Source organism: Virgibacillus siamensis (genome assembly GCF_039522605.1).
GTDB lineage: Bacteria > Bacillota > Bacilli > Bacillales > Amphibacillaceae > Lentibacillus > Lentibacillus siamensis.
Genome location: NZ_BAAADS010000024.1, coordinates 47,012 through 65,611 on the forward strand (window position 1 = coordinate 47,012; position 18,600 = coordinate 65,611).

Here is an 18,600-nt window from a genome sequence, read left to right on the forward strand (position 1 = left end):
GATTTTTTGATAAAAGGAATTGGCATCGACATAATTGAAATCGACCGGATTCAAAGGGCACTTGTAAAAAACAGCCGCTTTGCCGAACGGATTCTAACAGAAATGGAAAAAATACGCTACTTTGATAAGTTGGACAGCCCTTCCAGAAGAACAGAGTTCCTTGCCGGCAGATTCGCGGCAAAAGAGGCGTTTGCCAAAGCTTGCGGCCGGGGAATTGGTAAACTCAGCTTTCAGGATATGGAAGTCATCACGAATGCGGCTGGTGCGCCGTCAATGCAGGTCAGCAGATACGACGGATGGGTCATACATCTGTCCATCACCCACAGCAGGGATTATGCTGTTGCGCAAGTAGTGATAGAAGAGCCAGGAAGGATATAATTCCAGCTTTGTTTGGCCCATAATACACCTGACAACGTTCATGAAAATAACCACGGGTAGATTCTGCATAATTGCAATGGTTGTCTCATATATTTTAGTGCGGGTAGGAGGGAACAAATTGTATATTGTCACCGCAAATGAAATGTACGGTATTGACCGCTATACAACAGAGGAAATCGGAATGGATGGTAAAATGCTGATGGAAAATGCAGGCCGTGCCATAAGTGAAAGAATTGAATCCAACATTAAAAATACCGATGTTATCACAGTGTTCGCCGGATCAGGCAATAATGGCGGGGACGGTTATGTTATTGCCCGGACATTGCTGAATAGGGGATATCAGATAACGGTGATTCAGGTTGTTCCGGATGAAAAGATAACAGGAGATGCACGTTACTATAAAAACCTGTTTATCAATTGTGGCGGAAGTATTTCCATAACTGGGGATCCGGTTGAAATTGACGAAGCGCTGAACCAAACCGACATTGTTATTGATGCGATTTTAGGAATCGGGGTAAAGGGAGAGCTGCGCGAACCAATTAAAACAATTGTTGACACGATTAATGACAGTCCGGTTCGGGTGATTTCTGCCGACATTCCTTCTGGGCTTCCGGCAGACGAGGGAGCGGCTGCGTTTGATTCCGTACAGGCCGACTACACCATAATAGTCGGCTATCCCAAAATGAGCACGTTCCTGCAGCATACGGCACCTTTTTACGGGGAGTGGGAAACAGTTGATATCGGGTTCCCTGAATCAGCTCAGACATCATTAACACGATCTGTCTGGACAGACCGGCAATTCAAAAACAAGATGCCGGACCGGAAAAAGGATTCACACAAAGGGGACCACGGCCGTGGACTTATCATCGGCGGCAGTGAGGAGATGCCGGGTTCCATTGTAATGACTGTTCGGGCGGCGTTGAGGGCGGGCGCAGGACTTGTGACTGCCGGATCGGTAAAACAGGCAATACCAGTTATCGCCTCCCAGTGTATTGAGGCTACCAATCTGAAACTGAAAGAATTCGATGGGGTAATCAGTGGCGATCAATCGATTCCGTATCAAAATTATGATGCCATCGCACTCGGCATGGGTCTTGGACGTCACGAGTCTACTCGTTCAATCGTTATCAACGCAGTAAGGCAAGTAGATGGTCCACTCATTTTGGATGCTGACGGGTTATATCATATTCAACATGACCTTGAATTATTTAAGGGCCGGACAGCCCCTGCTGTTATCACACCCCATCCCGGGGAAATGGCAATGCTGACAGGTGTATCTGTGCAGGAAATCCTGCGGGAGCCATTTGCATATTCCATCGAATTTGCCCGGATGTATCAGGCATTTGTCGTCCTTAAAGGTAGTTTTACCATCGTCACTGCGCCAAATGGACATCAGTCCGTAAATACGACCGGAAATCAAGGGCTTGCAAAAGGTGGAAGCGGCGATGTGCTCACAGGAATTATTTTGGCAATGACCATGCAGCACGAGGATCTGTTTGATGCTTTGCGCAATGCCTGTTTTGTGCATGGGAAAGCTGCTGATTTACTGGTGTCCAATTCTCATTCGGTTTATGATTTGATGGCTACAGATGTTGTGGAAGGTATCGGAAAAGTGTACCGTACATTTTCGGCTGAAACGTGACAATATTGTTCTCCTAGTCCAGTTTAAACCACGCATTAATCGCGTGTGAAATGAGACAAGGGAGATATGTCCATGAAAAAACAGATTGTTATCAGGATGATGGTTGCTTTAGGTTTTGTTCTTTTACTGGCTGCCTGTGGAGAAAAATCTCAGGAGGAAGTACTTGATAAGCTGGAGTCCAAACTGGAAGAAATGAATGGGTATAAGGCAACAGCTGAGATGAAGATGAACACTGGTCAGGAAGGACAGAAATACAAGCTTGATATTTGGCATAAGAAGAAAGATTTCTACCGGGTCAAATTGAATAATGCTAAGGATGACAAGGGCAGTCAAATCATCTTGAAGAATGAAGAAGGTGTTTTCGTACTGTCGCCGGCGCTTAATAAAAGCTTTAAGTTTCAGAAGGAATGGCCGGATAACGGCAGTCAGCCATATTTATTTCAGTCATTGGTCAATGATTTGAAAAAGGATAAAGATGCCACATTCAAAGTGGGGGAAAAATACTACATCTTCCAAACCAAAACGAACTACCAAAGCAACAATAACCTGCCATACCAGAAAATTTATTTTGACAAGAAAACCTTTACACCGGTAATGGTTAAAGTATTGGATAAAGACAAAAATCCACTGGTGGAAGTCGCTTTCTCCGAGTTTAATACGAATCCGGGTTTCAAGAAAGGCGACTTTGAAATGGACAAAAATATGTCCGCCGACAATACTGATTCTGCAGTTTCCGGTGATGTGAAAAAAGATGCGTTATCGGTAGTATTTCCATTTTATATGGCTGGCAGTGAACTGACGAAAAAGAAAGAGGTTGCACTGGAAAATGGAAAACGGGTGATTATGACATTTTCCGGGGATAAAAACTTTACCCTGGTCGAAGAAAAATTGGAAACTGTTCCGACGATGGCCTCTCCACAATACGTTAACGGTCAAATTGTAAATCTCGGACATTCCATTGGAGCACTATCCGGTAATGCAATTGAATGGACCAATAATGGGGTGAATTTTTATCTCGCCAGCGAAGAATTGACCGAATCCGAATTAATCAAAGTGGCAAAATCCGTTGAGCGTAAAGAAGTGAAGTAAATGAAGAGCGGCAAGCAGACTCATAAGGAGAGGGGGTCTGCTTTTTATTTATGTCAGATTAAGATAAAATGGTACCAGATAGAGGATGGAAGGGAGTTATACTGACATGACACAAACAATTTACCGAGATACATGGGCGGAAGTTGATTTGGATGCAATCGAATATAATATAAACCAAATAAGAGCGCGAATACCGCAGCACTGCAGTGTCATCGCAGTAGTCAAAGCGGATGGGTATGGACATGGTGCAGTTGAAGTCGCAGAAAGGGCTTTGCAAAGTGGAGCGGAAATGCTTGCGGTGGCCATCCTTGAAGAGGCGCTCACCTTAAGGGAAGCCGGATTCGATGTACCAATTTTAGTGTTTGGACGGGTAGCGCCAAAGGATGTGGCAATTGCTGCAGAAAAAGATATTACGCTGACATTTTTTCAAAAAGAGTGGCTGCAGGAAGTAAACCAAATTTCCCTTCCGCAGACATTGAAGCTTCATATGAAGTGGGATACCGGAATGGGACGGATTGGACTCCGTACTGAGAAGGAACTGAAAGAGCTTATTGATGAACTAAAGGATCAATCAAACGTTCAATTAACCGGAATTTATACACACTTTGCTACTGCCGATGAACCGGGTACAGATTATTTTCATATGCAAAATGAGCGCTTTGATCGATTGATGACAGCATTCGAGCGCATGTGGACTGACCCGGTGGCCATTCATACCGGCAATAGTGCCGCATCTATCCGCTTTCCCGAGAAAATGCATCATTATATCCGGTTTGGCATTTCGATGTACGGGATGTATCCTTCTTCCACGGTGAAAGGGGAACGGAACATTGATTTGAAGCAGTCCTTCTCCCTTCACAGCAGACTGATTCATGTAAAACAGCTTGCACCTGGTGAGTCGGTGAGTTACGGGGCAACGTACACCACCTCGGATTATGAATGGATTGGGACTATTATGATTGGTTATGCAGACGGGTGGATTCGTAAGCTGCAGGATATTGAAGTGCTGATTGATGGTAAGCGCATGCCGATAGTTGGACGGATTTGTATGGATCAGACCATGATTAGACTTGATAAGGAATATCCTGTCGGCACTGAGGTCACACTGATAGGAAGACAGCAGAATGATATGATTGAAGTTGACGAGGTTGCGGATTATTTGAATACCATCAGCTATGAAATACCATGTATGATCAGCAGCCGTGTTCCCAGAATCTACACGGGCGAATAAAACCTGTTCGGTCAATGCATAATCTTTCCAAAATCAAATAAACATAGGTAACAGGGCTTCTTCTTTTTAATATATGCTGATGTGCACGTTCTTATAAATTTTCTGTATTTCAAAGAATTTCTCTATAAGCCTTTGCAAACCTTGTCAGAGAATGATATTATAAAAAAAGAATTAAATGGAGTTCGGTTCAACAGTTCGCGGAGGTGTATGGTTTTGTCAGAGAGCATACAGGAGATTTTAGTACGACTACCAAAAAACCTGATAAACGAGGTGGATGGATTAATGAAGTATGAACAAAGTGATTTAAGCGACTTCATATGTCAAGCGACAAGAAATTACCTGGAATATAAAAAAGATGAGCACATTCAACAATTTCGTGAATCTATGCAGCAAGGTTATGAAGAAATGGCCAGAATTAATCTAACAATCGCTTCGGAGGCATTTCAAGCCGAAGAGGAGGCCGAAAAAAACACCCTAGAGCGCTCCGTGATCGGGGTGTAAGCTTTTGATCGTTCAACGTGGCGAAGTATATTTCGCCGATTTATCACCTGTCGTAGGGTCCGAACAGGGGGGCATTCGCCCAGTGTTGATCCTGCAGAATGATATAGGTAACCGCTTTAGCCCGACTGTCATTGTTGCGGCAATTACTGCACAGATTCAAAAAGCCAAACTGCCGACACATGTGGAAATTGATGCGAAACGGTATGGCTTTGACCGTAACTCTGTTATATTGCTGGAACAAATCCGGACATTGGATAAACAACGGTTAACCGATAAAATTACAAAACTCGACAAAGCGATGATGGAGAAAATTGATAAAGCATTGGAAATAAGTTTAGGTCTTAAAGATATGTATGACCATTAGGAAATACCCCGCTGAAAAAGCAAATGGGGTATTTTTTAGTGGCATAAAATGTGAAAATCAAGGGACCCGATCATGTGATATAATGGTAAAAATGATTCATTATTAAAGGAAGCACTATATACCATGCTAAACTCGACAAGAAATGATAGTATTACAGTATATCGAATTTTATAATAACCGTTTTCAATATATTTCAGGAGGGAAACCATGGACGAGAAATTTAAAAAGATTGCTATGGAGAATAGTGATTCCATTGTTCACTTATGGTTGGATGAGATTGGTTCCATGAAGGATTATAATTACACATCCAGTATATCGGAAGAATTGTTTGAAAGTACAAACAGAGAGTTCGTCAATGTGATATTTGCCAGTATCAAGAACCAGGGAAACTCAAAAACTGTGGAAGATTTCTCGGAAAAACTGATTAACCTTGGCTGGCCGCTGAGTTACATAACAGATGGACTGCAAGTATTTCGTCGTGTAACAATTGATTACATTCTCAGCCAGTCTGATCAGGTTGATTCAACGTACATATCGAACGTGCTGCAGAGTGTTGATAACTGGACGGAGCCGATTATCCGCCAGCTGGTTAATGAGTATACAGGAAGCTGGGAGCACATTGTATCACTGCAACGCGTGGCACTTCAGGAATTGTCAGCGCCGTTAATACCAGTGATGGAACGGATTACGATTATGCCATTGATTGGAACGATCGATACGGAACGGGCCAAATTAATTATGGAAAACCTTTTGGAAGGCGCTATTAAGCACAATTCTGAGGTTGTCCTAATTGACATCACAGGGGTTCCAGTTGTCGATACGATGGTGGCCCATCATATTATTCAGGCCGCAGAGGCAGTGCGTTTGATTGGATCAACGTGCATTCTTGTCGGGATTCGTCCTGAAATTGCCCAGACGATTGTTAATCTGGGTATTGACCTCGGCAAATTCCCGACGAAAAGTTCGCTGAAAAAGGGTTTCCGGAAAGCATTGGAAATCACCGACAGAAAAGTTGTTGATCTCGATAAAAAGTACGGCGAAATAGAAGAAATGATTGATTCTCTAGGTGAAGGGTGATCGTGATGCGAATACCAATTCTAAAATTGCACAACTATTTATTAATTTCCATTCAGACAGAGATTGACGATAACACGGCAATACAGTTTCAGGAAGATTTATTGGACAAAATTCATAAAAGCGGTTCATCAGGAGTAGTAATTGACTTAACATCCGTCGAAGTGATTGATTCATTTATTGCAAAAGTTTTGGGTGATGTCGTTACTATGTCAGATCTAATGGGGGCGAAAGTGGTTTTAACCGGAATCCAGCCAGCAGTTGCGATGACATTAATTGATTTGGGAATCCATCTGAATAATGTACCGACTGCGTTAGATTTGGAGCAGGGATTGATAAAACTGCATCAGGAATTGGGGGAATGATGATGGATCTCCAATCCTGTGTCAATATAAATAAAGAGTGGGATATTGTTGCTGCCCGGCAGCTTGGCAGGGAAATCGCCAAAAAGACTGGATTTGGAACCGTTGACCAGGCGCGAATCGCAACGGCAATCTCTGAATTAGCTCGAAATATATACTTATATGCCGGAAGCGGAAAAGTTAGCTTTGATGTTATTGAAAATCTGGAACAAAAAGGAATAAGTATAATTTGTACAGATGATGGTCCGGGAATCCGCGATATCAGTCAGGTTATGGAGGACGGATATTCAACATCGGGAGGTCTGGGTGCTGGTCTGCCGGGTGTGAAACGGCTGATGGATGAGTTCGATATCAAATCTGCCGATGGAAAAGGTACCGAAATTAGGGCAATCAAGTGGGTCAGATAACACGTAACTTTAATCAGTGGAGGGGTTACGAACGGTTGCACCGGGATAAACAGACAGGTTCATAGACCCGGATATACCAGGGGGAGACGGAGAGTTCTCCCCATTAAATTTGTAATGGGGGCTACGTGTACATGGATATGCTGAATACGGATGCAGCACACTATAAACAATTCCTTAAACATTACATCCAGAGCTTGGATGAACAATCTCTTTATGGGGCCGAACAAATCAGTAAAACATTTATAAAAAATGGTATTCCACCTGAAGAAATTGTTAACCTGCATAATCAGGCTTTAGTTGAACTATACCCTGACATACCTGAACATATCTGGCATTCCATGAATTTTTTGCTGGAAACAATGATATCATACGGTCTGGCATTACAGGATTATCAGGCGTTAAGAGAGCAGCAGCTGGAGTTGAAGTCCGAAATATCAGTGGCTGCCGGTATGCAGGATACGCTGCTCGCTACAACAACACCGACGATTAATAACCTCGATATTGGTGTCATAAGTGTTCCGGCACATCAAATGAACGGTGATTACCATCACTTTGTTAAAGGTAAGGATGGTTCTCTTGGAATAGCCCTTGCAGATGTGATTGGAAAAGGGATACCTGCTGCATTATGCATGTCCATGATCAAATATTCGATGGACAGCTTTACGGAAGAAACAATGAGTCCGAAGTCGATTTTGAAAAATCTGAACCGGGTTGTGGAACGCAACGTGGATCCAAGTATGTTTATTACCATGTTTTACGCACAATATCTTCCAGCAGAAAACAAACTCCGATATTCTTCTGCAGGCCATGAGCCCGGGTTTTATTACAATGCCGCACATGACACGTTTGAAGAAATTGAGGCAAAAGGGCTTGTGCTTGGTGTATCACCCGATGCCAGTTACAAACAATATGAATGCAGCATTGAAAAAGGAGACATGGTTGTTTTGCTGACGGACGGTGTGACCGAGTGCAGGCAGGGCGATCGTTTTATTGAAAGCGAAGAAATTCTGGAGACCATTAGATATTTTTCACATCTGCCAGCACAGGAAATAGTCAATGGCGTATACAAATACTTTGAGCGTCTGCAAGGTTTTCAACTGCGGGATGATTTCACATTGATTATTTTGCGACAGGAAGTTTAAATCAGCCGATTACAGGGAAAAAGAAGGTATTGCTATAATGAATACCCTTATTACTTGTGTTCTAGGAGGATGGAAATGGAACTTACAATAGATGTGGTGAAACAGGATATGAAATCCGTTATTCAATTGACAGGGGAAATTGATGCCTATACGGCTCCAAGGCTGAAAAGTACGATATTGCCGTTAACGGAAGAATCCGGACATACCGTTGAAGTGGACATGGAAGACGTTAACTATATGGATAGTACCGGGCTTGGGGTTTTTATCAGTGCATTAAAATCAACAAAAGAGACAGGCAGTCACCTGAAACTGGTAAATCTGCAGTCCCGTGTATCGCGTCTGTTTAAAATTACCGGTCTGGATGAAATTATTGACATCGATACCGCAATCAGAGGTGGGAATGAGTAATGGAAAAATTTGATTTTATCGAAATGAGAATACCTGCAAAAGCAGAGTATGTCGGTGTTGTCCGTTTAAGCATTTCCGGAATTGCCAGCCGTATGGGATTTAACTATGAGGATATAGAAGATTTGAAAGTTGCGATTTCGGAAGCAATTACGAATGCTGTCGATCATGCGTACCGTGAGGGAGATGATGGCGAGATAACTGTCGGGTTTGGTGTGTACGAAAATCGACTGGAGGTTATGGTTGCAGACCATGGTGGAAGCTTTAACCTGCAGGAAATTAAAGGTGGGATTGGACCATACACCCGGTCCGAACCGGTGGAAAATTTGCGTGAAGGTGGGTTTGGGCTCTTCTTAATTAATGCGTTAATGGATAAAGTGGAAATTAACAACAATTATGGTGTTATCGTGTTAATGACGAAGTACCTTTATGAAACCGAGGTGGGCCTTGATGACGACCAAATCTCAACAACACAATAAAGGGAGAGATGAGGTCTACCAATGGATCGAACATCTCCAGCAGGACCCGACAGATGAAGCGATGCAGGAGAAGGTTGTCCTGGCATATAATGATTTAGTCGAATCCATCGCCAGAAAGTATTCAAAGAACAGCACGATTCATGAAGACCTTGTTCAGGTGGGCATGATTGGACTGCTGGCTGCAGTGCGAAGGTATGATGCGTCCTATGGCAAGTCATTTGAATCATTCGCAATTCCAACAATTATAGGTGAAATCAAACGGTTTATCAGGGATAAAACCTGGAGTGTTCATGTACCGCGAAGAATTAAAGAACTTGGTCCGAAAATCAAAAAAGCTGTCGAAGAATTGACCACCTCCAATCAGGATTCCCCTTCAATCCGTGAAATTGCTGACCATCTTGGAGTGGCAGAAGAAGAAGTACTGGAAACGATGGAAATGGGCAAAAGTTATAAGGCACTTTCCGTCGACCGGAAAATTGAAGCTGACTCCGATGGTAGTACGGTTGCTATCCTTGATCTTGTAGGAAACAGTGAAGATGGTTATGATACGATTGATCAGCAAATGCTGCTGGAGAAAATTTTACCGGTGCTATCTGAACGTGAACAGCAAATTCTGCGCTGCACTTATTTTGATCAGATGAGCCAGAAAGAAACAGGGGAGTTGCTTGGGATTTCCCAGATGCATGTTTCAAGACTGCAGCGCCGTTCATTAAGAAAACTGCGGGAAGCTATTCAATCGGAAAGCTCGGAGGTTCTTGATTGACTGATCAACGAAGAAAAGTGGATGTAGCTGTTTACCAGAAGGCCAAGAAAGGACAGTACTACTGTGGTGACAGCTATTTTTACACCGAAACAGAGCATGAATTTTTATGTGTCCTAGCAGATGGACTCGGCAGCGGTGAATTTGCCATGGAATCATCGCGGATTGTAACGGAAATTATTCGAAGTAATATTCATACGACAATTGAACAATTAATTAAACGGTGCAATGAACAATTATCAGGAAAAAGAGGCGTGGTTATCGGTATTCTGAAACTGGATTTCCTGTCACAACGGTATTCTTTTTCCTCAATTGGAAACATTGGTGTGCTAACTATCTTAAAAAATGGCAAAAAGAAACGTAATATACCAAATGCAGGTTATTTGGCAGGCTATCACCGGCCATTCAAAGTGGTAAGCGATAAGCTGGATTCTGAAATGAACTTTATCATGTTTTCGGATGGTGTCTCTGATGCTGACTTGTCGAAGGGGATGTTCCTGAACAAAGATGCACAGCAAATTGTTATGGACTATGAATATACTGTTGGCGGATCTAGGTATGATGATACAACGTTAATTGCGATACGATATGACGCGTGATAAGTCAGCCGAATCTGGTTGGCTTTTTTCATTTTACGCTATCTTTGGTAAAATTAGTTTCGTACATGAAGGAGGAACATATGGTGGCAATTGAAATAGAACAATGGGTTGCAAAAGAAACAGAAGTTAATACCGGTATTGTACAAAAAGTTATCGCGTTAATGAAAGAAGGGAATACTGTCCCATTCATTGCACGGTACAGGAAAGAGATGACGGGTGGGCTTGACGAGGTCCAAATTAAATCCATTGAGGATAAATATCAGTATGCCGTTAATCTTGCCACTCGAAAAGAAGAAGTTATTCGTCTGATTGATGAGCAGGACAAGCTTACGGAAGAACTTGAACAAGAGATAAACCAGGCAACGCAGCTTCAGCGTGTGGAAGACTTGTACCGGCCGTATAAACAAAAACGGCGCACTAAAGCTGTTAAGGCAAAGGAAAAGAGCCTGGAACCATTGGCAGTACTTGTGTGGGAACAGGAGCTGCAGAATATCAGTTCAGAGGCTGAAGGATATTTATCAGAAGAACATGAACTGCATTCCGTTCATGACGTGCTCGCCGGTGTTAATGACATTATTGCTGAGTGGATATCCGATGATCCTGAATTTCGTAAATACATACGTAATGAAACATTTAAGCGTGGAATGATGCAATCAGAAGTGAAAGATGCTGCGAAAGATGAAAAAGGTGTCTATGAAATGTATTATGATTACAGTGAAGCAGTCCGTTCCATGGTCTCCCACCGTGTTCTGGCCTTAAATCGCGGGGAAAAAGAAGACGTGCTCAAGGTATCGATTGACCCGCCGGCGGAACGTGTTATTGAATTTTTGCAGAAACAGACAATCACCAATCCAACGAATCAGGAAACAGCAGATATTATCAGGCTGGCAATTGAGGATGGCTACAAGCGGCTTATTCAGCCATCGGTGGAGCGGGAAATCCGCAATTATCTATCCGAGAAAGCAGAAGAACAGGCCATCGATGTTTTCTCAAAAAACCTGAAAAATCTTCTGCTGCAGCCACCGCTTAAGGGCAAAACAGTGCTGGGAGTCGATCCGGCATACAGAACCGGCTGTAAGCTTGCTGTAGTGGATGAGACAGGGAAAGTATATCAAGTTGGAGTGATGTATCCGACTGCACCAAAACATGATACAGCCGGTGCAGAAAAGATTGTGATGGAGTACATTAAAAAACATGGTGTAGAGCTGATTGCCATCGGAAATGGTACGGCTTCAAGGGAAACAGAACAGTTTATTGCGGATGTTATCAATAAGCATACACTGGATATCCCGTACATCATTGCCAATGAAGCGGGTGCAAGCGTCTATTCAGCCTCGAAGCTGGCTCGTGAGGAATTTCCTGATTTACAGGTGGAAGAGAGAAGTGCAGCATCCATCGCCAGAAGAGTTCAGGATCCGTTGGCGGAACTAGTGAAAATTGATCCGAAATCAATAGGTGTTGGTCAATACCAGCATGATGTCAGTCAAAAAGCACTTAATGAGTCATTGACATTTGTAGTCGAAACAGCTGTCAACCAAGTTGGTGTCAACGTGAACACAGCATCAACATCGTTGTTGCAGTATGTTTCCGGTTTAAGCAAAGCAGTCGCAAATAATATTGTAAACAAGCGAAATGAGGATGGGAAGTTTACCGACCGCAAACAATTGAAGAAAATACCGAGACTTGGTGCCAAAACATATGAACAAGGAATTGGTTTTTTACGGATCCCGGATGGGGAAAATCCACTCGACCGGACTCCAATTCACCCGGAAAGTTATGCAGCAGTGAAAAAACTGCTTCAGTCTATAGATTGCGGGATGCATGATATCGGTTCAGAGCATTTGAGTAAGAAACTGAATCAGCTTGATAAGCAGGAAATGGCTGAGCAGCTCGAAATCGGTGAACCGACATTGGCCGATATTATGAGCGCATTAAGCCGTCCGGAGCGTGACCCCCGTGATGATTTGCCAAAACCGCTATTAAAGCAGAATGTATTATCGATGGAGGATTTGCAGTCTGGCATGGAAATGCAGGGAACGGTCCGAAATGTAGTCGACTTTGGTGTGTTTGTTGATATCGGCGTTAAACAGGATGGGCTTGTTCATATTTCCAAGATGGCCAAAAAATTTGTGAAACATCCTATGGACATTGCAGCGGTCGGTGACGTTGTAACGGTATGGGTTGAACAGGTAGATGCAGATAAAGGACGGATTGCCTTATCGATGGTTGGGAAATAGAAATCCGATATCCATATTAATGTTAAAAAAGCTGATGATCACTTAAGATCATCAGCTTTTTACTTGAATTGAAATTATTTAACATTTTCCGGTACTTTTAATTCCAATCCGGCAGCAATACGCTCGCCTAATTCCGGATCAGCTTTGTAGAAGTGCTCGATCTGACGCAGCTTAATGTCATCATAATCAACTTGTGACATATGATCTACGATGTTTTGGACGAGACGGTCTTTTTCATCCGTACTCATTAAGCGGTACAGGTCACCTGGCTGTGTATAATGATCTTTTTGTGAATAGGCAACACTGTCAGCTTGTCCGTACACTTCAAATGGATTGATTTTTGAGTCCGGATCTTCTTTTGGTTCTGTTTCGTAGCGGTTCGGCTCGTAGCTAACACTGCGACTGCCATTATCATAGCGCATTTGGCCATCGAATTGATAGTTCGATGTGTTGGCATCGTTAATCGGACGGTTAATCGGCAGCTGCTGGTGGTTAACACCGATACGATAGCGCTGTGTATCCGAATAACTGAACAGACGGCCTTGCAGCATTTTGTCTGGAGAAGCTTCAATTCCCGGTACAAAATTGGCTGGTGACAGTGCAGCCTGCTCTACTTCTGCAAAATAGTTTTCCGGATTCCGGTTAAGTGTCATTTTACCAACTTCAATAAGTGGGTAATCTTTATGAGACCAAGTCTTCGTTACATCGAATGGATCCCACTTATAGTCTTTTGAGTCCTCATAAGGCATAATTTGCACATAAAGCGTCCATGATGGATAATCGCCCTTGTCAATTGCGTTATATAGATCTTCTGTATGATAATCAGGATTTTCACCGGCAAGCTTGTCAGCAAGATCCGGATCCAGACCTTTCACACCCTGATCAGCGATAAAGTGATATTTAATCCATACCGGTTCACCATCTTTATTAACCCATTTGTAGGTGTGGCTTCCATAACCGTTCATGTGACGGAAAGTTGCCGGAATACCGCGGTCCCCATGCAGATAAGTAACCTGATGCAAGGATTCAGGTGATTGTGACCAAAAATCCCAGACCGCATTTTTATCTTTCAAATTGGTTTTTGGATTTCGTTTTTGCGTATGAATGAAATCCGGGAATTTAATAGCATCGCGGACAAAGAAAATAGGTGTATTATTACCGACCATGTCATAGTTGCCTTCCTGCGTATAGAACTTAATGGCAAATCCGCGTGGGTCACGAACCGTATCCGCAGATCCCAATTCTCCGGCAACAGTTGAGAATCGGATGAACATTGGCGTTTGTTTCCCTTTTTCGTTTAAAAAGTCAGCCTTTGTATATTTTGAAATTTCGTCATTTGTGACCTCGAAAACGCCATGTGCGCCTGCACCTTTTGCGTGCACAACACGTTCCGGCACACGTTCTCTGTCAAAATGAGCCATTTTTTCCAAAAAGTGAACGTCTTGGATTAAAGCTGGGCCTCTTTCGCCTGCAGTAATCATATTCTGATTATCACCGACAGGAGCACCTGAAGCAGTAGTCATTCTTTTCTTTTCGTTACTCACTACCTGAACACCTCTCCTTATAGTATCGATTTGTACATATTCTATTATAATACAAATCTACTAAAAATCAATTAATAAAAATGAATCTTTAATTAAAATAACTATAAATAAGAGAGATTTTGTTATCCGGGTCAATATGGTAAAATGAAAATCGAGAAAATACAGAGGATGAGTGATATGAAGCTGCTGGAAGAACAGGAATTGCACCGGCTTGTCCATGATATATCGATAGCATTTTTTAAGAAACCCTATCATGATAAAGTGATATATAATTACCGGCTGCGTACAACAGGCGGCAGGTATATTCCTTCCAAGCGATTGATTGAGATTAATCCGAAGTATGCTACTGAAATGGGTGAAACGGAAGTAGAAGGTATTATTAAACATGAATTGTGTCACTATCATCTTCATATAGAAGGAAAAGGGTATAAACATGGTGATCCCGAGTTCAAAAGTCTGCTGAAAAAGACCGGTTCTCCAAGACACTGCCAGCCGCTTCCTTCGTACAGGTACAGTAAAAAATATACTTATCAGTGTACAAACTGTTCATATATTTATAAAAGAGTAAGACGTATTGATGTTAAAAAATACCGGTGCGGAAGGTGTCATGGGAAACTGTTGCTCAAGGAATAGGCGAGGGTGTTTTGTAATCGTTAACAAAAAATAGTTGACATTCATAAAAATTAATTGCTACCATGAAGTCCGTTAATTTCGTTTGCTCAAAATTGACGGACTATTTAAATAAAAAAGAGGTAGATTATGGCTCAAAACAACCATGGCAAGTTCAAACGTAGATTGAGTACACTGGATTTAACCTTTCTTGGGGTAGGATCAATCATCGGATCCGGATGGCTGTATGCGGCAGCAACTGCTGCGGGATTTGCTGGCCCGTATTCATGGATTTCATGGATTATCGGTGCGGCAATCATCATGTTAATAGGAATGGTATATTCCGAACTTGGTGCAGCGATGCCTGTTGCAGGCGGATTTGTTCGCTATCCCGATTTTACGCATGGATCGGTAGTTGGTTTTTTAATCGGATTTATTTCGATGTTGGCATATTCAGCGGTGATCAGTATTGAAGCACAGGCAGTAAGAGGTTATTTGGAATATTGGTTTGATGGTCTTGGTCAGGCGGATGGAACGCCGACGATTATGGGGTTTACCGTACAGATAAGTCTTATCATTATCTTCTTTCTGTTGAACTATTGGAGTGTTAATTTCTTCGGAAAAGCAAATACAGTATTGACAGTGTTTAAATTTGTTGTGCCGTTACTGATTATCACAGTTTTGTTTTTAAATATGGACATCTCGAATTTTGAAGTCATGCAGGGAGCTGATCCTGGGGGAGCGAAAGGGATTTTTGCGGCAGTAACCGGAGCAGGTATCGTTTTTGCATTCAACGGTTTCAGGCAACCAATTGAATTTGCTGGTGAAGCAAAAAACCCGGAACGAGGCATTCCGGTGTCGATTCTTATCTCAGTAGTGATTGGATTAATCATTTACATGCTGCTGCAGATTGCATATATTGGCGCCGTCCCACCGGAAATGTTGGCAGAAAAAGGCGGCTGGAATCAATTGCACTTCGATTCTCCGTGGGCAGACTTAGCTGCCGCACTTGGTATTGTATGGTTGGCGAATCTGGTGTTGATTGATGCGGTCATTTCTCCTTCTGCAACCGGAAACATTTACTTCTCTGCAACAGCGCGGTCACTGTTTGCCTGGGCGAAAAATGGATATTTCTTTAAGGTCTTTCAAAAGGTTGACCCGAAAACAGGCCTTCCAAGGGCAGCGCTATGGCTGACAATGGTCCTGGCGATTGTATGGATGATGCCTTCCAGATTCCAGGCGTGGGAAGATTTAGTGGATGCAAGTACGTCTGCAAAAGCATTGACTTTTGTGGTTGGTCCCGTTTCACTGATGGCATTGCGTTACAAAAAACCTGATATGCATCGGCCATTTTCTTTGAAAGCAGCGACATTTCTGACACCACTTGCCTTTATTTCGGCAACGCTGGTCGTATACTGGAGTCAGTGGAAGGTAATTTCATTCTTGATTCCGATTATTGTTATTTCACTCGTTTTATATGTGATTTTTGCTGTACAAAATAAATCATTTACGAAGGATCTTGTCAGAAGTCACTTTCAAGCCAGCTGGTGGTTGATTTTATACTATTTATATTTAATGGTAATGTCCTATATTGGAAGTTACGGACCAATGAAGGATCATTTAATTGCAGCTCCGTGGGACACGGTTGTTACTTCATTGGGTGCCCTTGTATTCTATTATTGGGGTGTTCGATCAGCCCTTCAGGAGCCGCGGATTGAAACAAGTGATATCGAAGAAACAGATTACCAGAAACAGCATCGGGAGAATGAATAGTCTATTAAAAAGGGGAAACCTGATGGGTATTTCCCTTTTTTTAAAGGAATAAAAATTTATTTTGTATTAAAATATTGACGGAGATCCTATACCATGTTTAAATATAATAGGTTGCGGATGGTTACGGGCAGATTTCGTGACTTCTCGCAGTCCGTTTAATTTTTTTCGTAAACTTATTGACATTATTTGTGATATATTGTACGATATTTCTCGTCGCAATAATTGATTGGCAAATTAATTTTGCTTATCTTGGCAGATAAGAAGGTATAAAACTTTCTTACTGCATAAGTGTAACTAAGGTCGTCACCTAAATACTTGGTGACAACCAAGTTTTCTAAATAACACTTTTATTATTCCACAGTAGCTCAGCGGTAGAGCGATCGGCTGTTAACCGATTAGTCGCAGGTTCGATTCCTGCCTGTGGAGCCATACGGAGAAGTACTCAAGTGGCTGAAGAGGCGCCCCTGCTAAGGGTGTAGGCCGTGTAAGCGGCGCGAGGGTTCAAATCCCTCCTTCTCCGCCATTTTTTAATGGCCCGTTGGTCAAGTGGTTAAGACACCGCCCTTTCACGGCGGTAACACGGGTTCGAATCCCGTACGGGTCATCATTTTTAAATGAATTGGTTGGGTCCGGTAGTTCAGCTGGTTAGAATGCCTGCCTGTCACGCAGGAGGTCGCGGGTTCGAGTCCCGTCCGGACCGCCACTATTGGGCCATAGCCAAGCGGTAAGGCATCGGGTTTTGATCCCGTGTATCCCAGGTTCGAATCCTGGTGGCCCAGCCTTTTTTGACAGATAAGAAAGTAAAAACTTTCTTACTGCATGATTGCAACTAGGGTCGTCACCTAAAGGTTCGGTGACAACCAAGTTTTCTAAAAATGACTGTGAACTATCTTCTATTAGTATTTATACAATATGAATAGATTTGTTTTGAGCCATTAGCTCAGCTGGCAGAGCATCTGACTTTTAATCAGAGGGTCGGAGGTTCGAATCCTCCATGGCTCACCATTTTATTGCGGGTGTGGCGGAATTGGCAGACGCGCTAGACCCAGGATCTAGTGTCTTAACAGACGTGGGGGTTCGACTCCCTTCACCCGCATTCAATAAACTGCTGTGGTTGCATGGCATTTTATTTTTGCAGTTTGATTGATGAAAAGTGAATTGCTTTATAACACACGCGGTCGTGGCGGAATGGCAGACGCGCTAGGTTGAGGGCCTAGTGGGGGTGACCCCGTGGAGGTTCAAGTCCTCTCGGCCGCATTTAAAATAATTCTTGCAATCAAAATGCACATGTGATATATTTAGAAATGTCGCTTTGAAGCGCCCGTAGCTCAATTGGATAGAGCGTCTGACTACGGATCAGAAGGTTAGGGGTTCGACTCCTCTCGGGCGCGCCATTTACGGGAAGTAGCTCAGCTTGGTAGAGCACATGGTTTGGGACCATGGGGTCGCAGGTTCGAATCCTGTCTTCCCGACCATCGATCTCATGAGACTATCAAGTTATCGTATGATTTACATTTGAACGCGGGTGTAGTTTAGTGGTAAAACCTCAGCCTTCCAAGCTGATGATGTGGGTTCGATTCCCATCACCCGCTCCATTATTTCTTATGGGCCTGTAGCTCAGCTGGTTAGAGCGCACGCCTGATAAGCGTGAGGTCGGTGGTTCAAGTCCACTCAGGCCCATTTTGCTCCTTGAAAACTGAACAAAACAACCAGTATGTCAATTAAACAGCGTAAGCGCACTAAGCGCTGAAGCTGGATTAGCGAAACAGGACGAAAGCAAATGCTTTCCCCTGGATTCAATTTACAAAGCTAAGAATAGAAATATGGTTGATTGGTGTCAATCATATACAACTTTCTTTGGCAAATTAGAAGCGGTTCTTATTTGCACAAGTGCAACTACACTTTTGAAAGAACCAAAAGTGAGTTTTCTTTGGAGAGTTTGATCTTGGCTCAGGACGAACGCTGGCGGCGTGCCTAATACATGCAAGTCGAGCGCGGGAAGCA

18 protein-coding genes, 12 tRNA genes and 1 rRNA gene are annotated in these 18,600 nt (G+C 42.9%); 30 read left to right on the top strand and 1 reads right to left on the bottom strand.

What is annotated here, in order from left to right:
• Positions 1 to 6: 6 nt before the first annotated feature.
• The 15 genes from acpS to ABD010_RS15140 all read left to right on the top strand — a co-directional run bounded on the left by acpS (position 7) and on the right by ABD010_RS15140 (position 12,670).
• Positions 7 to 378: a holo-ACP synthase gene (gene acpS / locus ABD010_RS15070; protein ID WP_343814889.1), complete on the top strand. Its 372-nt coding sequence runs from the start codon at positions 7 to 9 to the stop codon at positions 376 to 378.
• 118 nt (positions 379 to 496) lie between these two features.
• The gene (locus tag ABD010_RS15075) at positions 497 to 2,020 is read left to right on the top strand and encodes an NAD(P)H-hydrate dehydratase (RefSeq protein ID WP_343814892.1); all 1,524 of its coding nucleotides are present in this window, start codon (positions 497 to 499) and stop codon (positions 2,018 to 2,020) included.
• A 72-nt stretch (positions 2,021 to 2,092) separates the two neighbouring features.
• Complete coding sequence (locus ABD010_RS15080; protein WP_343814895.1) at positions 2,093 to 3,109, top strand: LolA family protein; 1,017 nt, start codon at positions 2,093 to 2,095, stop codon at positions 3,107 to 3,109.
• A gap of 106 nt (positions 3,110 to 3,215) precedes the next feature.
• Positions 3,216 to 4,340 carry an alanine racemase gene (gene alr, locus ABD010_RS15085; protein ID WP_343814898.1) on the top strand — a complete coding sequence of 375 codons (1,125 nt, stop codon included), beginning with the start codon at positions 3,216 to 3,218 and terminating at the stop codon, positions 4,338 to 4,340.
• Positions 4,341 to 4,553: 213 nt separating this feature from the next.
• Positions 4,554 to 4,841, top strand: a complete 288-nt coding sequence (locus ABD010_RS15090) for a CopG family ribbon-helix-helix protein (protein ID WP_174615750.1) — start codon at positions 4,554 to 4,556, stop codon at positions 4,839 to 4,841.
• Between the two features lie 4 nt (positions 4,842 to 4,845).
• On the top strand, positions 4,846 to 5,205 hold the full coding sequence (locus ABD010_RS15095) for a type II toxin-antitoxin system PemK/MazF family toxin (protein WP_343814905.1): 360 nt from the start codon (positions 4,846 to 4,848) through the stop codon (positions 5,203 to 5,205).
• Between the two features lie 207 nt (positions 5,206 to 5,412).
• Positions 5,413 to 6,282 carry an RsbT co-antagonist protein RsbRA gene (locus tag ABD010_RS15100; RefSeq protein ID WP_343814907.1) on the top strand — a complete coding sequence of 290 codons (870 nt, stop codon included), beginning with the start codon at positions 5,413 to 5,415 and terminating at the stop codon, positions 6,280 to 6,282.
• 5 nt (positions 6,283 to 6,287) lie between these two features.
• Positions 6,288 to 6,644, top strand: a complete 357-nt coding sequence (locus ABD010_RS15105) for an STAS domain-containing protein (RefSeq protein ID WP_174616498.1) — start codon at positions 6,288 to 6,290, stop codon at positions 6,642 to 6,644.
• Positions 6,645 to 6,646: 2 nt separating this feature from the next.
• Positions 6,647 to 7,048 carry an anti-sigma regulatory factor gene (locus ABD010_RS15110; protein ID WP_343814924.1) on the top strand — a complete coding sequence of 134 codons (402 nt, stop codon included), beginning with the start codon at positions 6,647 to 6,649 and terminating at the stop codon, positions 7,046 to 7,048.
• A 131-nt stretch (positions 7,049 to 7,179) separates the two neighbouring features.
• The gene (locus tag ABD010_RS15115; RefSeq protein ID WP_343814910.1) at positions 7,180 to 8,190 is read left to right on the top strand and encodes a PP2C family protein-serine/threonine phosphatase; all 1,011 of its coding nucleotides are present in this window, start codon (positions 7,180 to 7,182) and stop codon (positions 8,188 to 8,190) included.
• A 75-nt stretch (positions 8,191 to 8,265) separates the two neighbouring features.
• Positions 8,266 to 8,598 carry an STAS domain-containing protein gene (locus tag ABD010_RS15120; protein WP_343814912.1) on the top strand — a complete coding sequence of 111 codons (333 nt, stop codon included), beginning with the start codon at positions 8,266 to 8,268 and terminating at the stop codon, positions 8,596 to 8,598.
• Positions 8,598 to 9,074, top strand: coding sequence for an anti-sigma B factor RsbW (gene rsbW / locus ABD010_RS15125; protein WP_343814914.1), 477 nt, complete (start codon positions 8,598 to 8,600; stop codon positions 9,072 to 9,074). The genes ABD010_RS15120 and rsbW overlap by 1 nt, the downstream gene beginning before the upstream one ends.
• Positions 9,046 to 9,837, top strand: coding sequence for an RNA polymerase sigma factor SigB (gene sigB / locus ABD010_RS15130; RefSeq protein WP_343814916.1), 792 nt, complete (start codon positions 9,046 to 9,048; stop codon positions 9,835 to 9,837). The genes rsbW and sigB overlap by 29 nt, the downstream gene beginning before the upstream one ends.
• On the top strand, positions 9,834 to 10,433 hold the full coding sequence (locus ABD010_RS15135) for a SpoIIE family protein phosphatase (protein WP_343814917.1): 600 nt from the start codon (positions 9,834 to 9,836) through the stop codon (positions 10,431 to 10,433). The genes sigB and ABD010_RS15135 overlap by 4 nt, the downstream gene beginning before the upstream one ends.
• Positions 10,434 to 10,513: 80 nt before the next feature.
• A complete protein-coding gene (locus ABD010_RS15140) occupies positions 10,514 to 12,670 on the top strand; it encodes a Tex family protein (protein ID WP_343814919.1) in 2,157 nt (718 codons plus the stop codon).
• Between the two features lie 74 nt (positions 12,671 to 12,744).
• Here ABD010_RS15140 and ABD010_RS15145 read toward each other — a convergent pair whose 3' ends face one another.
• Positions 12,745 to 14,193: a catalase gene (locus ABD010_RS15145; RefSeq protein ID WP_343814926.1), complete on the bottom strand. Its 1,449-nt coding sequence runs from the start codon at positions 14,191 to 14,193 to the stop codon at positions 12,745 to 12,747.
• A 198-nt stretch (positions 14,194 to 14,391) separates the two neighbouring features.
• Between ABD010_RS15145 and ABD010_RS15150 the strand changes: the two genes are divergently transcribed.
• From ABD010_RS15150 to ABD010_RS15220, 15 genes are all read left to right on the top strand, one after another.
• Entirely contained in the window at positions 14,392 to 14,847 is a 456-nt protein-coding gene (locus tag ABD010_RS15150; RefSeq protein ID WP_343814921.1) for a SprT family protein, read from the top strand.
• 126 nt (positions 14,848 to 14,973) lie between these two features.
• Positions 14,974 to 16,596 (top strand): APC family permease, encoded by a 1,623-nt coding sequence (locus tag ABD010_RS15155; RefSeq protein ID WP_343814922.1) that lies wholly within the window; start codon positions 14,974 to 14,976, stop codon positions 16,594 to 16,596.
• Between the two features lie 354 nt (positions 16,597 to 16,950).
• A tRNA-Asn gene (locus ABD010_RS15160) sits at positions 16,951 to 17,025 on the top strand.
• A gap of 3 nt (positions 17,026 to 17,028) precedes the next feature.
• A tRNA-Ser gene (locus ABD010_RS15165) sits at positions 17,029 to 17,119 on the top strand.
• A gap of 9 nt (positions 17,120 to 17,128) precedes the next feature.
• A tRNA-Glu gene (locus ABD010_RS15170) sits at positions 17,129 to 17,200 on the top strand.
• A 22-nt stretch (positions 17,201 to 17,222) separates the two neighbouring features.
• Positions 17,223 to 17,299 (top strand) — tRNA-Asp (locus tag ABD010_RS15175).
• Between the two features lie 4 nt (positions 17,300 to 17,303).
• Positions 17,304 to 17,375: transfer RNA gene (locus ABD010_RS15180), tRNA-Gln, on the top strand.
• A gap of 150 nt (positions 17,376 to 17,525) precedes the next feature.
• Positions 17,526 to 17,601 (top strand) — tRNA-Lys (locus ABD010_RS15185).
• 7 nt (positions 17,602 to 17,608) lie between these two features.
• Positions 17,609 to 17,692 (top strand) — tRNA-Leu (locus ABD010_RS15190).
• A 78-nt stretch (positions 17,693 to 17,770) separates the two neighbouring features.
• Positions 17,771 to 17,853, top strand: a tRNA-Leu gene (locus ABD010_RS15195).
• A gap of 60 nt (positions 17,854 to 17,913) precedes the next feature.
• Positions 17,914 to 17,990: transfer RNA gene (locus ABD010_RS15200), tRNA-Arg, on the top strand.
• Between the two features lie 4 nt (positions 17,991 to 17,994).
• A tRNA-Pro gene (locus ABD010_RS15205) sits at positions 17,995 to 18,071 on the top strand.
• Positions 18,072 to 18,117: 46 nt separating this feature from the next.
• Positions 18,118 to 18,191 (top strand) — tRNA-Gly (locus ABD010_RS15210).
• Positions 18,192 to 18,202: 11 nt separating this feature from the next.
• A tRNA-Ile gene (locus tag ABD010_RS15215) sits at positions 18,203 to 18,276 on the top strand.
• A gap of 247 nt (positions 18,277 to 18,523) precedes the next feature.
• A 16S ribosomal RNA gene (locus ABD010_RS15220) occupies positions 18,524 to 18,600 on the top strand; the annotation flags it as partial.

Bases quoted from the DNA above. Each gene is read 5' to 3' on its own strand.
- ABD010_RS15080 (WP_343814895.1), top strand. From the start codon at position 2,093: ATGAAAAAACAGATTGTTATCAGGATGATGGTTGCTTTAGGTTTTGTT.
- alr (WP_343814898.1), top strand. From the start codon at position 3,216: ATGACACAAACAATTTACCGAGATACATGGGCGGAAGTTGATTTGGAT.
- ABD010_RS15100 (WP_343814907.1), top strand. From the start codon at position 5,413: ATGGACGAGAAATTTAAAAAGATTGCTATGGAGAATAGTGATTCCATT.
- ABD010_RS15105 (WP_174616498.1), top strand. From the start codon at position 6,288: ATGCGAATACCAATTCTAAAATTGCACAACTATTTATTAATTTCCATT.
- ABD010_RS15110 (WP_343814924.1), top strand. From the start codon at position 6,647: ATGGATCTCCAATCCTGTGTCAATATAAATAAAGAGTGGGATATTGTT.
- ABD010_RS15115 (WP_343814910.1), top strand. From the start codon at position 7,180: ATGGATATGCTGAATACGGATGCAGCACACTATAAACAATTCCTTAAA.
- ABD010_RS15120 (WP_343814912.1), top strand. From the start codon at position 8,266: ATGGAACTTACAATAGATGTGGTGAAACAGGATATGAAATCCGTTATT.
- rsbW (WP_343814914.1), top strand. From the start codon at position 8,598: ATGGAAAAATTTGATTTTATCGAAATGAGAATACCTGCAAAAGCAGAG.
- sigB (WP_343814916.1), top strand. From the start codon at position 9,046: ATGACGACCAAATCTCAACAACACAATAAAGGGAGAGATGAGGTCTAC.
- ABD010_RS15140 (WP_343814919.1), top strand. From the start codon at position 10,514: ATGGTGGCAATTGAAATAGAACAATGGGTTGCAAAAGAAACAGAAGTT.
- ABD010_RS15145 (WP_343814926.1), bottom strand. From the start codon at position 14,193: ATGACTACTGCTTCAGGTGCTCCTGTCGGTGATAATCAGAATATGATT.
- ABD010_RS15150 (WP_343814921.1), top strand. From the start codon at position 14,392: ATGAAGCTGCTGGAAGAACAGGAATTGCACCGGCTTGTCCATGATATA.
- ABD010_RS15155 (WP_343814922.1), top strand. From the start codon at position 14,974: ATGGCTCAAAACAACCATGGCAAGTTCAAACGTAGATTGAGTACACTG.